This is a genomic window from Cobetia sp. cqz5-12 (genome assembly GCF_016495405.1).
Lineage (GTDB): Bacteria > Pseudomonadota > Gammaproteobacteria > Pseudomonadales > Halomonadaceae > Cobetia.
On record NZ_CP044522.1, the window covers coordinates 95,769 to 112,439 of the forward strand.

Here is a 16,671-nt window from a genome sequence, read left to right on the forward strand (position 1 = left end):
ATTTTCTGATCGAGGTTGTCATGATTGCACTGCGCCAGCTCGCCCTGCAACGCGGCGGAGCACCGCTGATCGACGAAGCGGACCTGACGCTGCATGCCGGTCACAAGGCCGGTATCGTCGGCCCCAATGGCGCCGGCAAGTCGAGCCTGTTCGGCCTGATTCTCGGCGAGCTGACGCCCGACAGCGGCACGGTATCGCTGGCCGGTGGCGTGCGTGTCGCGCACATGGCGCAGGAAATCGATGCGCTGGAGCGCCCGATCGTCGACTACGTCATGGACGGGGACCACGCGCTGCGCGAGACCGAGCGCGCCCTGGCGGCCGCCGAAGAAAGCGGCGAGCACCAGCGTCAGGCCGAGTTGCACGCCCACTTCGACACTCTCGATGGCTATACCGCACGGGCACGTGCCGAGCAGCTGCTGGTCGGCCTCGGCTTCAGCCAGGCGCAGCTCGGTCAGCCGCTGGCGGCCTTCTCGGGTGGCTGGCGCATGCGGGCCAATCTGGCGCGCACCCTGTTCACGCCGTCCGACCTGCTGCTGCTGGATGAGCCGACCAACCACCTGGATCTCGATGCGCTGCTGTGGCTGGAGCAATGGCTGGCGCGTTATCCCGGCGCACTGCTGCTGATCTCCCACGACCGCGACTTCCTCGATGCGGTGTGTGATCACATCATCCACTTCGATCGCCGCAAGCTGGTGGTCTACAAGGGCAACTACAGCCGCTTCGAGCGCACGCGTTCCGAGCGGCTGGTGCGCGAGCAGGTCGAGCACGAGAAGACCATGGCGCGGCGCGCCGAGATCGAGGATTTCGTGCGTCGCTTCAAGGCCAAGGCTACCAAGGCACGTCAGGCCCAGAGTCGCATGAAGATGCTGGAGCGCATGGAGGAGACGGCGGCAGTGAAAGCCGACTCCCCGTTCCACTTCACCATCCCGTGCTCCGACAAGATCTCGCATCCGCTGCTGGGGCTGGACCGCGCGGTGATCGGCTATCCCGGTCAGCCGCCGCAGCTCTCGGGCGTGCGTTTCTCGCTGTTGCCCGGTCAGCGTATCGGTCTGCTCGGCCCCAACGGCGCGGGCAAGTCGACGTTGATCAAGGCACTCACCGGCGAGCTTGCGCTGGTCGAGGGCCAGCGGACCGCCGGTGAGCATCTGGCCATCGGCTACTTCGCCCAGCATCAGGTGGACGGGCTCGACCTGTCCTCGACGCCCTTCAATCATGTGCTGCGCCTGTCACCGTCGGCGGGCGAGCTGGAGATCCGCACCTTCCTCGGCAGCTTCGGCTTCCACGGCGATGAGGTCTACGCCACGGTGGAGTCGTTCTCCGGTGGCGAGAAGGCACGTCTGGCGCTGTCGCTGATCGCGTGGCAGAAGCCCAATCTGCTGCTGCTGGATGAGCCGACCAACCACCTGGATCTCGACATGCGCGAGGCGCTTACCGATGCGCTGGCGACCTTCGAGGGCACCGTGATTCTGGTCTCCCACGACCGCCACCTGCTGCGTGCCTGCGTCGATGAATTCTGGTGCATCGCCGATGGCCGCGTGACGCCCTTCGATGGCGATCTGGATGACTATCGTGCTTGGCTCAAGGCGCGGGTCGAGGGTGAGCGGCGTGAAGCGCGCGCCCAGAAGGATGCCGATGCCGGCACTGACAGTACGCGTACGCCGGACCGCAAGGAGGCGCGCCGTCAGGCGGCTGAACTGCGCGAGAAGCTGCGTCCGCTCAAGAAGGTCAGCGACAAGGCCGAGCAGAAGATGAGCATGGCGCAGGGCGAGCTGGACAAGATCGAGGAAGCGCTGGGCGACGCCACGCTCTACGAAGCGGACCGCAAGGCGGAGCTGACCAGGCTGCTGGCCAGCCAGGGCGAGATCAAGAGCCGCCTCGATGAGGCCGAAGCCGAATGGTTCGAGGCTCAGGAAGCGCTGGAAGAGATGGAAGCCCAGCTCAAGGCGGCTGACTAGCCCATGCGGCTTGACCGCTGGCTGACACGCCAGCCCCAGCTCAACCGCCGTCATGCGCTATCGGCGCTGGCGGCGGGGCGGGTCTGGGTCAACGGCGAGGAGGTGAACGACCCGTTGCATGAGGTCGGTCCCTTCGATGACATTCACCTGTCAGCGCCTGACGCGACCGTCTGCCTGCAGGTCGCGCGGCGTCCGCGTCATATCCTGCTCAACAAGCCCGCCGGGGTCGTGACGGCCTGTCATGACCCCGAACACCTCACCGTGATCGATGTGCTGCGTGACTCTCTTGAGGCGCGCGGCGAGGACAGCGGCTGGCTGGCCGAGATTCACCACGTCGGGCGTCTCGACCGTGCGACGACCGGCGCCCTGCTGCTGACCAACGATGGCGAAGTCTCGGCGCGCATCAGCGATGCCGGGCTCGAGGGGCCCGCCAAGCGCTATCGCATGGGGCTGGAGCGGCCCCTGACGGAGGCCGAACAGGAAAGCGCCATCGCACAGGTTCGCCAAGGGGTGCTGCTCGAACATGACCCGCGCCCGACACTGCCGGCACAGCTTGCGTTTCTCACCGCGGACCAGGCACGCCTGACGCTGCACGAGGGCCGCCATCATCACGTCAAGCGACTGTGGCGTAGCCTGGGCAATCGCGTGGTGTGGCTGCACCGTGAGTCGGTGGCAGGCTTGAGTCTCGAGGGGCTGGCGCCGGGGGAGTGGCGCGAGCTTACCCGCGAGGAGTGTTCACGGCTGGGGGCCGCGCAGCCTCGCGGGTGAGGCCATCCGGCGGATGGCGTCTTGCCGACACCGGGTTATCCACACCCGCCTGGCGCGCCGCCAGTGCGTGACGGCTGCGATGGGATGTGGATGGATCGTTTTGGATCGTCGTCAGCGCTGCTCAGCTGCCGGTCGCCTGACTGGGCAGGTCCTCTGCCGTGATGCTCGCCTCGTCATCGTCGCTTGAGCTTGCCTCAGGCGTCGACAGGCTGACCAGCTCGCCCTCGGCGTTGCGCGTGAAGTTGCGCACGATGACCCCGATATCTTCCGGCAGCGGCGCAAACTGGCTGCAACGGCTCAGCACTTCCTGCATGTCCTGATAACCACTGTCGCGACGCGAGTCGATGGTCGCGCGCGAGAAGTCGATATCCTTCAGTGAGGTCTCGCCCGGGCGCGCCGAGGCCAGCAGACGCACCACGTTGATCGAGGGCTGCTGGGTCATGGCAAGGATGCGCTGGATCTTCGGCGACTGACGCAGCTCCTCCGGCAGATAGTCGGCGAGATTCTCGATTCCCATGCGCAGCGCCTGATTCTCTTCCAGCAGGTTGAGGTGCTCGCCGGCACGACTGGAATACTGGATATCCTTCTCGCGCAGCTGCGCTTCCTGCAGTGTCTCCGGCACCTTGCCATCGGCACTCCACAGGTCGATCACGTAGCAGTTGACCACCGTCTCGCCATGCGGACGCTCCGACAGCACCCAGCTGACGGGCGTATTGGAGTACAGGCCGCCATCCCAATAGGCTTCGCCATCGACCCATACCGGCGGGAAGGCCGGTGGCAGGGCGCCGCTGGCCAGAATATGGCGATGGTCCAGCGCTTCGTGCGAGGAGTCGAAGTAGCGCAGCGCGCCGCTGCCTATATTCACCGCTCCGACCGACAGGCGAACGTTCTCCGGGTGGCGGGCATCGAGACGCTCGAAGTCCACCAGCCGATTGAGCGTGTCGCCCAGTGGCTCGGTGTCGTAGAGGCTGGGCGGCTCGCCGAAGAAGCTCTGCCAGATCGGCACCGTCCACAGTGGGCGCGGGCGGAAGAAGCCCGGGATGCCCCACAGCATGGCGGAGGTACGCGCGACGCTGCGCTCCCACGGATGAAAGGCGGGGCCCATGCTGGCAGCGGGTTGGGCGATGCCATACCAGAATGACTCGAGGGCCTTGAGGCGCTCGCCCTCCGGATTGCCGGCGATCAGGGCACCATTGATGGCGCCGACCGAGGTGCCGACCACCCAGTCGGGCTGGATGCCGGCTTCGGCCAGCGCCTCGAAGATGCCGATCTGGTAGGCGCCGAGCGCGCCACCGCCTTGCAGCACCAGAATATTGAGCGCATCGGCGCAGAAGTCGCAGGATGTATCACGCATGAAACCTTCTCCTCTCTAGCAGTGCAGCACTCCGCCGGGGAATGCCCGAGGTCAGGGGGACCGTCGCGAGCGTGACGCCAAGTGATGGGGGAGGCGTGGGCTCGTGGAGGCGGCGAAAGGGTGACGAGGTGCATATCAGGGGAATGAAGCACCTGATCAAGGCAATGCGGCACTGGTTCAAGGCACTGGAAGTGCTGTTATTGTGCAGTGCAGCATGGCGCCTGTCAGCATAGCACGCATCCTTGCCTTGCGTGGCTGCGATCTCATTCAAGCGACTGACTGAGGCGGCAGGGGCTAGGACAGGAGCAGGAGTCTTGCAGCGGTCATTGGCACCAGGGCGTCAGCCACAGGTCGGCTGCCAGCAGCAACAGGGCATAGCGTCCGCCCTTGGCGATCATGATCAGGACGATGCTTTTCCACCACGCCAGCCGGAAGATGCCCGCCAGTACCGTCAGCGGGTCGCCGATCAGCGGGGTCCAGCTCAGCAGTAGGCTCCAGGCGCCGAAACGGCGATACCACAGGGTGCCGCGTGCCAATGCGCGCCGCGAGACCGGAAACCAGCGCCGTGTGCGCAGGCGACGGGCGCCACGCCCCAGAGCGACGTTGATCAGGCTGCCGAGCGAGTTGCCCAGCGTCGCGGCAAGCCACAGCGCCCAGGGCGCGTGCCCCTGGCACCACAGCCCCGCGAAGGCCGCTTCCGATCCGCCGGGCAGCAGGGTGGCGCTGGCCAGCGAGATCACGGCGAGCGAGGTCAATCCCGGCAATGACAGTACGGCCACTTCATCCATATCACTTTCTTCTGTTTTTCACGGTGGCAGGGCGCTGGGGGTGGCTTTCTTCCCTCCTCAGCTCGGGTATGCTGTTGGCACGTCAAAGCCATATTTCGGGAGCTTCCTGCATGCATATTCCGTGCGTCCTGACGATAGCGGGCTCAGACCCCTCCGGGGGAGCCGGCATTCAGGCGGACCTCAAGACATTCTCTGCGCTGGGCGCCTACGGGGCCAGCGTGATCACGGCGCTGACGGCGCAGAATACCTGCGGTGTGCGCAGCGTGGAGGCGGTCTCGCGGGAATTCATCGCCGCACAGCTGGACGCCGTGCTGGATGATCTCGATATCCGTGCCGCCAAGATCGGCATGGTGGCCGATCCGCTGGTGGTGGAAATGCTCGCCGACCGCCTTCAGCAGCGCCGCCCGCGCTGGGTCGTGCTCGACCCGGTGCTGGTCGCCAAGAGTGGTGATGCGCTGGTCAACGATGCTGCCATCCAGTCGGTGGCCGAGCACCTGGTGCCGTTGGCTGACATCATCACGCCCAACCTGCATGAAGCCGCGGTGCTGCTGGGCGAGCGGCGCCTGATCGGGCGCTCCGACATGCCTGCGGTCGCCCGCGAGCTGCGTGCCAGAGGCGCGAAGGCGGTGTTGATCAAGGGCGGGGCGCTTGAGGGGCAGGCCTGCGATGATCTGCTGGTCAGCGATGCCGGCGAGCAATGGCTGTGCGCACCGCGCATCGAGACCGACAACCTGCACGGCACTGGCTGCTCGATGTCTTCCGCCATCACGGCGCGGCTGGCGAACGGTCTGCCGTTGCCGCAGGCGGTGGTCGAAGCGCGCGAATGGCTGCTGGGCGCGCTGCGCGCCTCCGACCAGCTCAACGTCGGCAAGGGCCGTGGGCCGGTGCACCATTTCCACGCCCTGTGGTAAGTCAGCGAGAGCCAGGCCCGTGAGGGCAAGCCACTGATAGCCGATTCCACAAGGGTGATGACCCTGCAGGAGCGATGACCTGCAGGAGAAAGGCCCCGTGAGTTCCCCTCGATCCCTGCCAGCCAACGAGTAGATGCCATGCCTATATCGCTGTACCGCTTGCCCGTATCAGCTATTCGTGGCGCCGTTTGCTGCCTGAGCGCCGCCTGTCGTGCCATCAGCCTGCCGGTGGCGAGTGCGCCGCGCTGGCTGGCCGCGGGCGTGATGGGGGCGCTGCTGGCCACCACCAGCCCGGCGGCGTTCGCCGTCGAGATCAAGGGGGTGACATTCGCGGATCAGGTGACCACGCAGTCCGGCCAGCCGCTGACGCTGATCGGCAGTGGGCTCTTCACCTACTTGCTGTGGGACGCCTATGTCGGTGCCTATTACCAGGATGCGCGTCGTCCGCGCCCGGCACCGCTCAAGGATGTCTCGCGTCGCCTGGTGTTGGAGTACTTCCATGCCATCGATGCCGAGGACTTCGCCAAGGCGACCACCAAGGGCGTACGCAAGAACCTGTCCGCAGCGGATCTTGCGACGATAGAGCCTGAACTGACGCGCTTCAATCGTGCCTATCGGGACGTCGTGCCGGGGGATCGCTATGCGTTGCAATGGCTGCCCGCCGGCGGGGGCAGAGGTACGCTGTCGCTGGTGTTGAACGGACAGGTCATCTTTGAAAGCGATTCACTGGCACTGGCCAATGCTCTGTTCGCGATCTGGCTTGGCGATGAACCGGCCCAGCAGGATTTCCGTACCCAGCTGCTGGGGCAGTAGCGCGCTTTCCATCTGGCCCCTCTAGCCCCTCTCTAGTCTATCTGGCGTATCTGTAGCGGTATCGCTATCGTCTTGCGCCTCTATCGCGCCTCAAGCGAGACACCACGAAAAACGCCCCTGCCGGGAGACCCGGCAGGGGCGTTTTTCATGCTCGTCTTTCTATCTTTTATCTTTCTATCTTTCTATCTTTCTATCAGCCTCTCCACCTATCTCCGCAATCTGTCTAGCGGGTCTGATGCACTTGCTCGGGCTTACTTGCCCTCGGCAGCCTTGATGTCGGCCTGCAGCGTGTCGAGGATCTTGCTGCCGCGCTCACCGGATTGTTCACGATAGACTTCCCAGCCTTTCTCGCCGACCGGGCGGAAGGCTTCGCGCTGCTCATCGGTCAGCGTGATGATCTCGATGTCGCTGTCTTGCTTGATCTTCTCCAGGCGGTCGGCGTTGTACTCCTCCTGCTTCTCGAAGATGTACGGGCGCATCTCGTTGGTGACCTTGTCGAGCATCTGCTGCTGCTCATCATCCAGACCGGAATAGAAGTCACTGGAGGCCACCAGCGTGGTGATGAACTGCGCCTGCTTGGCCTGGATCATGTAGTCCTGAACTTCGTAGAAGCTCATCTCCTGGATGGCGAACACCGGGTTCACCTGGCCGTCGATCTGGCCCAGCTGCAGGCCGGAGTAGACCTCGGAATAGGGCATCGGCGTCGGGTTGGCACCGTAGCCGCGATAGCTCTCGACCAGAATCGGCGAGGTCATGGTGCGGATCTTGAAGCCTTCCATGTCCTCGGGCGTCTTGATGGCACGGTTGCCGGTCCACACCATCCAGCCTTCCGGAATCACGCCCAGCAGCTGGAGGTTCTGCTCGGTATAGGCCTCGGACAGCATGTCGATGGCCTTGGAGCTGCCGAGCACCTCTTCATTGACGGCGTTGTCGTCGGAGAACAGGAAGTGCAGCGTGAAGACGCCCGACTCCGGGATCACCGAGGCCAGGTGACCCGGTGAGGCAAAGGTCAGCTGGATGGCATCGCTCTGCACCAGTTCGGTGAGCTGCGAGGAGGTACCCAGTGCGCCGTAGGGATAGATCTCGACATCGATGTCACCGCCGGAAGCCTCTTCGATACGCTTCTTGAATTCCTGGGCGTAGGCATCCTGCACGCTGCCGGAGACTTCCTCCAGCGCGAAGCGCCAGGTGTCAGCCTGCACACCCGCGGAGGCCAGTGCCGCCATGCCCAGGCCGGCCGTCAGGGCGCCTCCCTTGATGAGCGCGGCAAGACGAGAAAGGGGAACAGGAGTCCTGGACGTCTCGCGATTCTGCTCGGGTGACGGGTTCCATTGCATCGTCATCTTGTTCTCCTTGTGTGATTTCCATCAGCGTCGGGCGGCTCTGGGCATACCCGGCGTGCAACTTGCATCATTTAGATAATATTGCCATTCTTAATATAATAAAAAAATCACCAAAATGGATAGTGTGATTAGAATTTATTATGAATAAGCTGAGCCTGTGCGCATGAGGCTCTGGTACTCGAGCTCTGGTACTCGAGCTCTGGTACTAGAGCTCTGGTACTCGAGCTCTGGTACTCGAGCTCTGGTATTCGAAGAACTGTCCTTCGCTCGCCAGAACTTCGCGCTCGGTCTTCACAATCGGCCTCCATGCACCAGACCGACATGCCGCACAGCGGCTGGATACTGATTTCAAGCACCGCTAATAAAGCTAGAACAAGAGTAGCCAAAGTGAAAATCACGGCGGCGCCGCGGAAAATTTCAATGGATCGTACCGGCAAATGCAGGATATCTGGCGCAAACCACTGCGCTCATGACATCTGGTAGAAAGCCTATCTGGCAGGATGCCACATCAACAGGAAGCCGCTTCATGAACTCGCCCCCCTCCAAGTCTCCCTCCGCTGACGAGACCCGCCCCGCCCCGGCCGAGACGAATGGCGCTCAGGCCCCCCTCGCACATCTGCCTGCGCCGCTGCGCCGTCTGGCCACCTGGTTCGAACGTGGTGACCAGGGCCTGGCGCATCTCGAGCGCTGGTTGATCGCCCTGTGCGTGCTGGGCATGGCGACGGCCAGCATCGCCAACGTCATCGGGCGCAACGTCTTCAATTACAGCCTGCCGTTCACCGAAGAGCTGATGCAGATCCTGCAGCTGTGGCTGACCTTCCTCGGTATCAGTTACGGCGCGCGCGCCGGGCGCCACATCCGCGTGACGGCGCTGCTGGACTTCATGCCGCCGTGGTTGCGCAAGGTGCTGCTGATCGCCGGGCAGGTCATCACCTGTGCCTTGCTGGCCTACCTCGCCTGGCTGGCGGTGGATTATCTGCAGAGCCTGGCCAGGTCCGGCCGTGTCACGCCGTCGCTGCGTTGGTCGCTGGCGGTGCTCTATGCCGTGGTCCCGCTGGGGCTGGCGCTCGGGGCTCTCCAGTACCTGATGGCGATTCTGCGCAATCTGCTGGCGCAGGGCGCCTGGTTGTCATGGCGTACGGCGGAGATGGACGAGAACGAGGAAGTCGATGGCAGCGGCGCGCTCTAGCCACTGCGTCTGGCATGTCTTCTCGATGCCGCGATAGACGATTGATCACACTTCATTGACCCAGGGACGGAAGCTGCGATGTGGATTCTGCTCGTGATGGTGGGGCTGCTGTTGCTTGGGGTACCCATGATGGTGCCATTGAGCGTCGGCACCTTTTTCTTGTTGTTCAGCGATTTTCCTTTCCTCAAGCCGGAGCTGGTGATCCAGCAGATGATCGGTGGCCTGCAGCCGGTGGTGCTGACGGCGGTGCCGATGTTCATTCTGGCGGCCGATATCATGCTCAAGGGCTCCACTGCCCAGCGCCTACTGGATGTGGTCGAGCGCTTCGTCGGCCACTGGCGCGGCGGCCTGCCGGTGACCACCGCATTGGGCTGCACCCTGTTCGGCGCGGTGTCCGGCTCCACTCAGGCCACGGTGGTGGCGATGGGGCGCCCGCTGCGCCCACGGCTGCTGGAAGCCGGTTACAGTGACAAGTTCACCATCGCGTTGATCATCAATGCCTCCGATATCGCGCTGCTGATTCCGCCCTCGATCGGCATGATCATCTACGGTGTCGCGACCGGTACCTCGGTGGGTGACCTGTTCATCGCCGGTATCGGCCCGGGGCTGATGATCCTGGTGCTGTTCTCGCTTTACTGCATGTGGAAGTCGTGGAAGCTGGGCATCGCGCCGCAGCCCAAGGCGGACTGGCCCGCACGCCTCAAGGCCTTGAAGCGCGCCAGCCTGCCGGCGGGCTTCCCGGTGATCATCATCGGCGGCATCTACTCGGGCATGTTCTCGCCGACGGAGGCTGCCACGGTCTCGGTGATCTACGCGCTGATTCTCGAGATGCTGATCTATCGTGGCGTGACCCTGAAGGACCTGCCCAGTGTGGCCTTCTCCACGGGGCTGATCACCGCGGTGGTGTTCATCCTGGTGGCGGCGGGCGCGGGCTTCTCGTGGATGATCTCCTTCGCCAAGATTCCGGATGCCATTCTCGGCGGCTATATCCCCTACCTGTCGGAGCATGCGCTGGCGCTCTTGGCAGTGATCGCGGCGGCCTACTTCGTCGGCTGCATGTTCGTGGACCCCATCGTGGTGATCCTGATTCTGGCGCCGGTGTTCGCGCCGGCAGTCGATGCCGCCGGGCTGGACCCGGTGCTGGTCGGCACCCTGGTCACCCTGCAGGCGGCGATAGGCTCGGCGACTCCGCCCTTCGGCTGCGACATCTTCACGGCGGTGGCGGTATTTAGAAAACCGTACATGGAGGTCATCCGGGGGACGCCGCCCTTCATTGCCCTGCTGTTGCTGGCGACGGTGCTGCTGATGCTGTTCCCGCAGATCGCGCTGTTCCTGCCCAGCCTCGCCAACTAGCAGCTCGCTCACTCAAGTAGCACCTGTCGCGCCCCGCAGGCTCAGTCTGCGGGGCGTTCGCGTCTGGTATGCTCCCGAACACGAAATGTCATGAATCATCATTCATCTCTTGAAGGAGCAAGCGGCATGCGAGCATTGATCCAGCGCGTCACACGGGCGGAAGTCGTGGTCGAGGACGAGAGCGTCGGCGCCATCGAGGGCGGTCTGCTGGTACTGGTGGGCGTCGAGAAGGGCGATGATGAGGCGCGTGCCGACAAGCTGCTGCACAAGCTGCTGCATTACCGCGTCTTCGGTGACGAGAACGACAAGATGAACCTCAACGTCCAGCAGGCGGGCGGCAGTCTGCTGCTGGTCTCGCAGTTCACGCTGGCGGCGGATACCGGCAGCGGCATGCGCCCCAGTTTCTCCTCGGCGGCGCCACCGGCGGAGGGCGAACGACTGTTCTCCTATCTGGTCGACAAGGCGCGTGAGCGCGGGCGGGAACTCGGGGTGGGAATTGAGACCGGGCGCTTCGGCGCCAACATGCAGGTCTCGCTGCTCAATGACGGGCCGGTGACCTTCCTGCTCGAGAGCTGATCGCGCAGACCCAAAAAAGCCGCCCCCGGGGGGGCGGCTGCAAGCATTGGATGACAGGACTGCGCCGCCTCGCGGGAGCGCGGCACAGGTAATGCAGTCTTACTCCACGCCTTCCGGATTGCGTGCGTTCAGGAAGGCCTGTTCGGAGACTTCGTGCCACTTCTCGACCTTGCCTTCGAAGGTGGTGTAGGACTCGTAGATGCGGCCGGCCAGCTCATTGGAGTCGCCAAGCTTCTTGACCACTTCGCCGGACAGCTCACGTGCCTTGTCGAGTACGTCCTGCGGGTAGCGGCGCAGCTCGACCTTGTGCTCGTTGAGGAGTGTCTCGAGGGCATCGTTGTTGCGCGCGGTGTACTCGTCGAGCATGTCCTGGTTCACGTCACGTACCGCGGAACGCAGGATGGCCTGCAGGTCCTTGGGCAGCTCGGCCATGGCGTCGTCATTGACGATGGCTTCGAAGGTGACGGTCGGCTCGTGCCAGCCCGGATAGTAGTAGTACTTGGCGGCCTGATAGAGACCGAAGGCCAGGTCGTTGTACGGACCGATCCACTCGGTGGCATCGATGGCCCCGGACTGCAGCGAGGTGAAGATCTCGCCGCCCGGCATGCTGACCGTCGCCACGCCCATCTGCTGCATGACATCGCCACCCAGACCCGGGATACGCATCTTCAGACCATCGAGGTCGGCGACCGAGTTGATCTCCTTGTTGAACCAGCCGCCCATCTGCACGCCTGAGGCGCCGCCCGCCATGACTTCGACGCCGAACTTGTCATAGACCTCGTTCCACAGCTCCAGGCCGCCACCGTAATGCAGCCAGGCGTTCATTTCCTGTGCGGTCATGCCGAAGGGCACGGCGGCGAAGAACTGGGCTTCCGGCGCCTTGCCTTTCCAGTAGTAGGAGGCCGAGTGGCCGATCTGCGCGGTACCGGAAGAGACGGTATCGAGCACCTCGAAGCCCGGCACCAGCTGGCCCGCCCCGTACACCTTGATCTTGAGGCGTCCATCGGACATCTCATCGACCAGGCGCGCGAGGCGTTCCGGCCCCTGGCCCACCCCCGGGAAGTTCTTCGGCCACGAGGTGACCATCTTCCAGGTGTAGGTATCGGCGGCATTGGCGACGGCCGGCAGGGTGCCCATGGCGGTCATGGTGCCGACGGCGATGCCGAAGGCGAGTTTGTTGAGTTGCATGGCATGCTCCTTGAAGTGCCCGATTGTTGTTGTGCACCGGTCAGAGACCGGCGCTGGGCAAGAGGTGGGCCGCGAACGGCTCCCGTGCATCTGCATGAGCCGACTGGCGGCTCTCCCATCAGCTGGCGGAGCTACCCCCGCCAATTCAGTTGCTGCTCTGTATTTGTTCTTTCCGTGCTCTGTCCGTGTTCTGTTCTCGTACTGTCTCGTCAGCCGTGGCCTAGAACTGTGCCGGCAGCCAGGTGGCCAGGCCCGGGAATGCAGCCAGGGCCCCCAGCATGCACAGCTGGATCAGGATGAACGGCACGACACCCTTGTAGATCTGCTTGGTGCTGACTTCCTTGGGTGCCACGCCGCGCAGGTAGAACAGCGCGAAACCGAACGGCGGTGTCAGGAAGGAGGTCTGCAGGTTGATGGCGATCATGATGCCCAGCCAGATCGGGTCGAGGCCCATGGCCAGCAGCACCGGGCCGACGATCGGCACCACCACGAAGGTGATCTCGATGAAGTCGAGGATGAAGCCGAGCAGGAAGATCACCAGCATCACCACCAGGGTGGCGCCGATGACACCGCCAGGCATGTTCTCGAAGATCTCGGTGACGACCTCTTCACCGCCGAAACCGCGGAACACCAGCGAGAACAGCGCGGCACCGATCAGGATCAGGAACACCATCGAGGTGACGTTGGTCGTGGAGCGCACCACCTCGGTGAGGGTCTTCAGGCTCAGCTTGCGGTTGGCGAGGGCCAGCATCAGCGCGCCGAAGGCACCTACGGCCGAGGCTTCGGTGGGGGTGGCGAGACCGCCGAGAATCGAGCCGAGTACACAGACGATCAGCACGATCGGTGGCACCAGGCCCTTCAGCAGCAGCCAGAAGACGCTGCCGGTATGGCCCAGCTCTTCCATCAGCGCATCACGATCGACGGCTGGCGCCTTCTCCGGCTTCAGCCAGGCGACCATGGCGATGTAGACGATATAGGCGAGCACCAGAATCAGGCCTGGAATCAGCGCGCCGATGAACAGGTCACCCACCGAGACGGTCTTCGGGCTCCAGATGCCCATCGACAGCTGGGCCTGCTGATAGGCGGAAGACAGCACGTCGCCCAGCAGCACCAGCGCGATGGATGGCGGAATGATCTGCCCCAGGGTGCCGGTGGCACAGATGGCGCCAGTGGCGAGTGACGGGTCATAGCCACGCTTGAGCATGGTCGGCAGTGACAGCAGGCCCATGGTGACGACGGTCGCGCCGACGATGCCGGTGGAGGCGGCCAGCAGCATGCCGACGATGGTCACGGAAATCCCCAGCCCGCCACGCAGCGAGCCGAACATCAGCGCCATGGCGTCGAGCAGCGTCTCGGCGACCTTGGACTTCTCCAGCAGCACGCCCATCAACACGAACAATGGCACGGCCAGCAGAGTCTGGTTGGTCATGGTGCCGTAGAGGCGGTTGGGCATCGCGGACAGGAAGCTGGCATCGAATACGCCCTGGGTAATGCCCAGCGCATCCAGCCCCATGCCGAGTCCGGCAAAGGCAAGCGCGGTACCGGCCAGTGACAGCGCCACCGGATAGCCCAGCATCAGGACGATACAGATACACACGAACAGCAGCAGTGGCATGATCTCGAGCATTACACCAGCTCCTCATCGTGGTCAGGGGTGTCATCGCTCGCATGCGGAGAGGGCAGGCGGCCCATCAGGAACAGCAGGTGGCGGCCGGCTTCCGCGACGCCTTGCAGCATCATCAGGATGGCGATGGCCGGAATCAGGGTCTTGAGCAGGTAGACGCCCGGCAGGCCGCCGGATTCGGGGGAGGCTTCCTTGATGCCCCAGGAATCGCCCACGTAACCGAGGCTGGAGAGCAGGATGAAGATCATTACCGGAAACAGCAGGAACAGGGTGCCGCCGAGATCGACCCACGACTTCCCGCGGTGCGACATGCGCTGATAGAAGATATCCACTCGCACATGGCCGTCGTGCTTGAGCGTGTAGCTGGCGGCGAGCAGGAAGACGGCCGCGTGCATGTACATCACGGATTCCTGCATGGGGATGCTGTTGATGTTGAAAGCGTAGCGCAGCATCACGATGGTGAATTCGACCAGCATCATGATGACGACCAGCCAGGACACGCAGCGTCCCAGCCCCTCGGTCATGCGGTCGAGCCCTGTGAGCCAGCCGGGGGTAGAGGCATTGGCAGACATGGAGTCCCCTTGGCCTGCGGGTAGCAGGTGATGATTGTTGGTGTTGTTGTTGCTTTGCCGACAGCGTCTGCTGTGTCTTTGCCAAGCGCTTGTGTTGCAAGCGATTGCTGGCAAGTTCGCCAATTCAGATGTTGCTCATGTTGTGGTCAGTCGCGGTGTGCGGCAAGCCGTGATGGCATCGCTTTGAACAACGCTATTCCACGCTTCATCCCTGTAAGTGACATCGCTCGGATGCGGCATGCCATCAGTCATCGCTAAGTCAACGATTAATCCACGTCATTGGCAGACAAAGAGTAGCGAGCGGCGCCGCAACAACAAATGGATCATTGGTCTGACAGGATATTTTTGCCTTTGCTTACAGTGAGATAGGCGAAGAAATGCCGGAAGTGATGCATGAGAACGCTCAAGGAAGGACGCGGAAGGGTCGCTTTATGCGCATCAAGCCGAAGCTGGCGGAAGCTTGGGTCGGGAGAGCCAGACGGGAGAGCCAGGCGGTAGAGGGGGCGACATTCGGGGGAGCGATGTCAAAGTGTCAGGCATCAGAGATGCATGACTGAGAGAGGCGCCGGAAAGTCAGGCGAGCCCGATCGCCTTGCGGCATGCGGCTGGCAGATGGACTTCTACCGCAAGCGGCAGATGGTCGGAGAACAGGTGCGACAGCGTGGTCGGATGGCTCAGACGCAGCGTCGAGGAGACCAGGATATGGTCGAGTCCACGGCGTGGTTGCCAGGCCGGGTAGCTGTTGATGGCCTTGCTGGGGCGGGAGTCGAGTGCCTCGCTGAACGCCTTGTGCTGACGAAGCTGGGCCAGCGTGCAATTGAGGTCGCCCATCACGATGACATGCTTGAGGGGCGCGATCAGCTCGCCGAGGTACTGCAGTTGACGATGCTGGATGCGGGCACCGAGTGCCAGGTGAGTCACGAAGACATGCAGAGCGTGTTCGCCCTCGCCGAAGCGGGCATGGATGGCCCCGCGTCCCGGCAGGGTGCCGGGCAGGCTGTGCTCTTCGAGATGGCTGATCGGCAGGCGTGACAGCAGGCCGTTGCTGTGCTGAGCCAGGCGGCCCAGGTTGCGATTGAGCTGCTGATAGCGATGCGGGAATTCGGCCGTCTCGGCCAGTGAATCGACCTGATTGACGTTGCCGGAGCGGAAACTGCCACCATCCACCTCCTGCAGCCCGACGATATCGTAGGGCGTGATGGCGGCGGCGATCAGCTCCAGACGCTTGCGGCGCATCGGGTGTGGCAGCACATGCTGCCAACCGCGGGTGACATAGTGATGCCACGCCGCGGTATGGATACCGACCTGCATGTTGAAGGTCAGCAGGCGCAGGGGAGGTGCCGTCTCGTCGAGCCCGGCACCTTCCGCGGCGCTGGCGGCCACTGGGTCAGCAGCCGCTACCATCAAGCGGCATCCTTGCTGCCGGCTTTCTCTTCACGCACCTGCTCGATCAGCTCATCGGTGATCTTGAGCATGTTCTGCAGTGAGCCTGCCGTGCTCGGCGAGATGACATAGCGGCCATCGACGATCAGTGCCGGGACACCCATGATCTTGTAGGCGCGCATCTGGGCGTGAGCCTGATTGACCTGGCTCTTCACGCCGAAGGAGGTCAGCGACTTCTTGGCGTCTTCTTCGCTGACGCCGTAGTCGCTGTAGAACTTGGCGATATCATCCGGATCGGTCAGGCGCTGGTGGTCCTGATGGATGGCATCGAAGAAGGCCTTGTGGGTCTCGTCGAGGATGCCCAGGTCCTTGGCGGCATAGAAGGCATAGGCGTGCTTGACCCAGTCCTGCCCCATGGTGGCCGGCAGACGGTTGAAGGTCACGTCACTCGGCAGTTCGTCGACCCACGGCTCGAGGCTGGATTCCAGCTTGTAGCAGTGCGGGCAGCCGTACCAGAACGCTTCGACCACTTCGACATTGCCCGCCGGCGCGTCGGTCTTCACCGGCTCGTCGAGTACCTGATAGTCCTTGCCAGCTTCAGCGGCGAAAACGCTTGCTGACAGGCCAAGGCCCGCCACCAGAGTCAGTAGGGGTTTCCACTTCATGGAACATCTCCATCGGATTGAGGCATGCCCGGGCATGATCCCCGGCAACATTAGTGATGCATCGAGTATGCGTGTCAGCCACCACTGCTGTCGAGACTGCCGGGCGGGACACGGCGGATCACTGTCGGGCCAGCCTAGCGTGACAAGGTTGACCGCTGGATGAACGCCGTTCGATCACGCCCCCTGGGC

Annotated in this window: 15 protein-coding genes; 7 read left to right on the forward strand and 8 right to left on the reverse strand. The window is 63.5% G+C overall.

All coding sequences use genetic code 11. The features are described 5' to 3' along the window. The first annotated feature begins 20 nt into the window (after nucleotides 1-20). Complete coding sequence (locus tag F8A90_RS00440; protein ID WP_200018391.1) at nucleotides 21-1,955, forward strand: ATP-binding cassette domain-containing protein; 1,935 nt, start codon at nucleotides 21-23, stop codon at nucleotides 1,953-1,955. Nucleotides 1,956-1,958: 3 nt separating this feature from the next. Next, the gene (locus tag F8A90_RS00445; RefSeq protein ID WP_200018392.1) at nucleotides 1,959-2,723 is read left to right on the forward strand and encodes a pseudouridine synthase; all 765 of its coding nucleotides are present in this window, start codon (nucleotides 1,959-1,961) and stop codon (nucleotides 2,721-2,723) included. 121 nt (nucleotides 2,724-2,844) lie between these two features. Here F8A90_RS00445 and F8A90_RS00450 read toward each other — a convergent pair whose 3' ends face one another. Together F8A90_RS00450 and F8A90_RS00455 are read right to left on the reverse strand one after the other, a co-directional pair. Next, nucleotides 2,845-4,077 (reverse strand): patatin-like phospholipase family protein, encoded by a 1,233-nt coding sequence (locus tag F8A90_RS00450; RefSeq protein ID WP_166019054.1) that lies wholly within the window; start codon nucleotides 4,075-4,077, stop codon nucleotides 2,845-2,847. Between the two features lie 323 nt (nucleotides 4,078-4,400). Next, complete coding sequence (locus F8A90_RS00455) at nucleotides 4,401-4,865, reverse strand: YqaA family protein (RefSeq protein ID WP_442778879.1); 465 nt, start codon at nucleotides 4,863-4,865, stop codon at nucleotides 4,401-4,403. Between the two features lie 110 nt (nucleotides 4,866-4,975). On the opposite strand from F8A90_RS00455, the gene thiD reads away from it, so the two are divergent. Both thiD and F8A90_RS00465 read left to right on the forward strand, forming a co-directional pair. Beyond that, on the forward strand, nucleotides 4,976-5,776 hold the full coding sequence (thiD, locus tag F8A90_RS00460; protein WP_166019053.1) for a bifunctional hydroxymethylpyrimidine kinase/phosphomethylpyrimidine kinase: 801 nt from the start codon (nucleotides 4,976-4,978) through the stop codon (nucleotides 5,774-5,776). A 138-nt stretch (nucleotides 5,777-5,914) separates the two neighbouring features. Continuing rightward, nucleotides 5,915-6,589, forward strand: a complete 675-nt coding sequence (locus F8A90_RS00465; protein WP_200018393.1) for a chalcone isomerase family protein — start codon at nucleotides 5,915-5,917, stop codon at nucleotides 6,587-6,589. 251 nt (nucleotides 6,590-6,840) lie between these two features. On the opposite strand, the gene F8A90_RS00470 is transcribed toward F8A90_RS00465, so the two are convergent. Continuing rightward, nucleotides 6,841-7,932 (reverse strand): TRAP transporter substrate-binding protein, encoded by a 1,092-nt coding sequence (locus F8A90_RS00470; protein WP_233593379.1) that lies wholly within the window; start codon nucleotides 7,930-7,932, stop codon nucleotides 6,841-6,843. Nucleotides 7,933-8,458: 526 nt separating this feature from the next. On the opposite strand from F8A90_RS00470, the gene F8A90_RS00475 reads away from it, so the two are divergent. From F8A90_RS00475 to dtd, 3 genes are all read left to right on the forward strand, one after another. After that, nucleotides 8,459-9,121: a TRAP transporter small permease gene (locus F8A90_RS00475; RefSeq protein WP_200018394.1), complete on the forward strand. Its 663-nt coding sequence runs from the start codon at nucleotides 8,459-8,461 to the stop codon at nucleotides 9,119-9,121. Nucleotides 9,122-9,199: 78 nt separating this feature from the next. Next, nucleotides 9,200-10,474: a TRAP transporter large permease gene (locus F8A90_RS00480; protein ID WP_166019050.1), complete on the forward strand. Its 1,275-nt coding sequence runs from the start codon at nucleotides 9,200-9,202 to the stop codon at nucleotides 10,472-10,474. A gap of 126 nt (nucleotides 10,475-10,600) precedes the next feature. Continuing rightward, nucleotides 10,601-11,050 carry a D-aminoacyl-tRNA deacylase gene (gene dtd, locus F8A90_RS00485; protein WP_200018396.1) on the forward strand — a complete coding sequence of 150 codons (450 nt, stop codon included), beginning with the start codon at nucleotides 10,601-10,603 and terminating at the stop codon, nucleotides 11,048-11,050. 99 nt (nucleotides 11,051-11,149) lie between these two features. Here dtd and F8A90_RS00490 read toward each other — a convergent pair whose 3' ends face one another. The 5 genes from F8A90_RS00490 to F8A90_RS00510 all read right to left on the reverse strand — a co-directional run bounded on the left by F8A90_RS00490 (nucleotide 11,150) and on the right by F8A90_RS00510 (nucleotide 16,482). Continuing rightward, nucleotides 11,150-12,196: a TRAP transporter substrate-binding protein gene (locus tag F8A90_RS00490; protein WP_233593617.1), complete on the reverse strand. Its 1,047-nt coding sequence runs from the start codon at nucleotides 12,194-12,196 to the stop codon at nucleotides 11,150-11,152. 262 nt (nucleotides 12,197-12,458) lie between these two features. Then, nucleotides 12,459-13,865, reverse strand: a complete 1,407-nt coding sequence (locus tag F8A90_RS00495; protein WP_200018398.1) for a TRAP transporter large permease — start codon at nucleotides 13,863-13,865, stop codon at nucleotides 12,459-12,461. Next, a complete protein-coding gene (locus F8A90_RS00500) occupies nucleotides 13,865-14,434 on the reverse strand; it encodes a TRAP transporter small permease subunit (RefSeq protein WP_200018400.1) in 570 nt (189 codons plus the stop codon). Before F8A90_RS00500 ends, F8A90_RS00495 begins: the two co-directional genes overlap by 1 nt. 573 nt (nucleotides 14,435-15,007) lie before the next feature. Continuing rightward, nucleotides 15,008-15,838, reverse strand: a complete 831-nt coding sequence (locus F8A90_RS00505) for an endonuclease/exonuclease/phosphatase family protein (RefSeq protein WP_166019045.1) — start codon at nucleotides 15,836-15,838, stop codon at nucleotides 15,008-15,010. Continuing rightward, nucleotides 15,838-16,482 (reverse strand): thiol:disulfide interchange protein DsbA/DsbL, encoded by a 645-nt coding sequence (locus F8A90_RS00510; protein WP_200018402.1) that lies wholly within the window; start codon nucleotides 16,480-16,482, stop codon nucleotides 15,838-15,840. Before F8A90_RS00510 ends, F8A90_RS00505 begins: the two co-directional genes overlap by 1 nt. Between the last annotated feature and the right edge of the window lie 189 nt (nucleotides 16,483-16,671).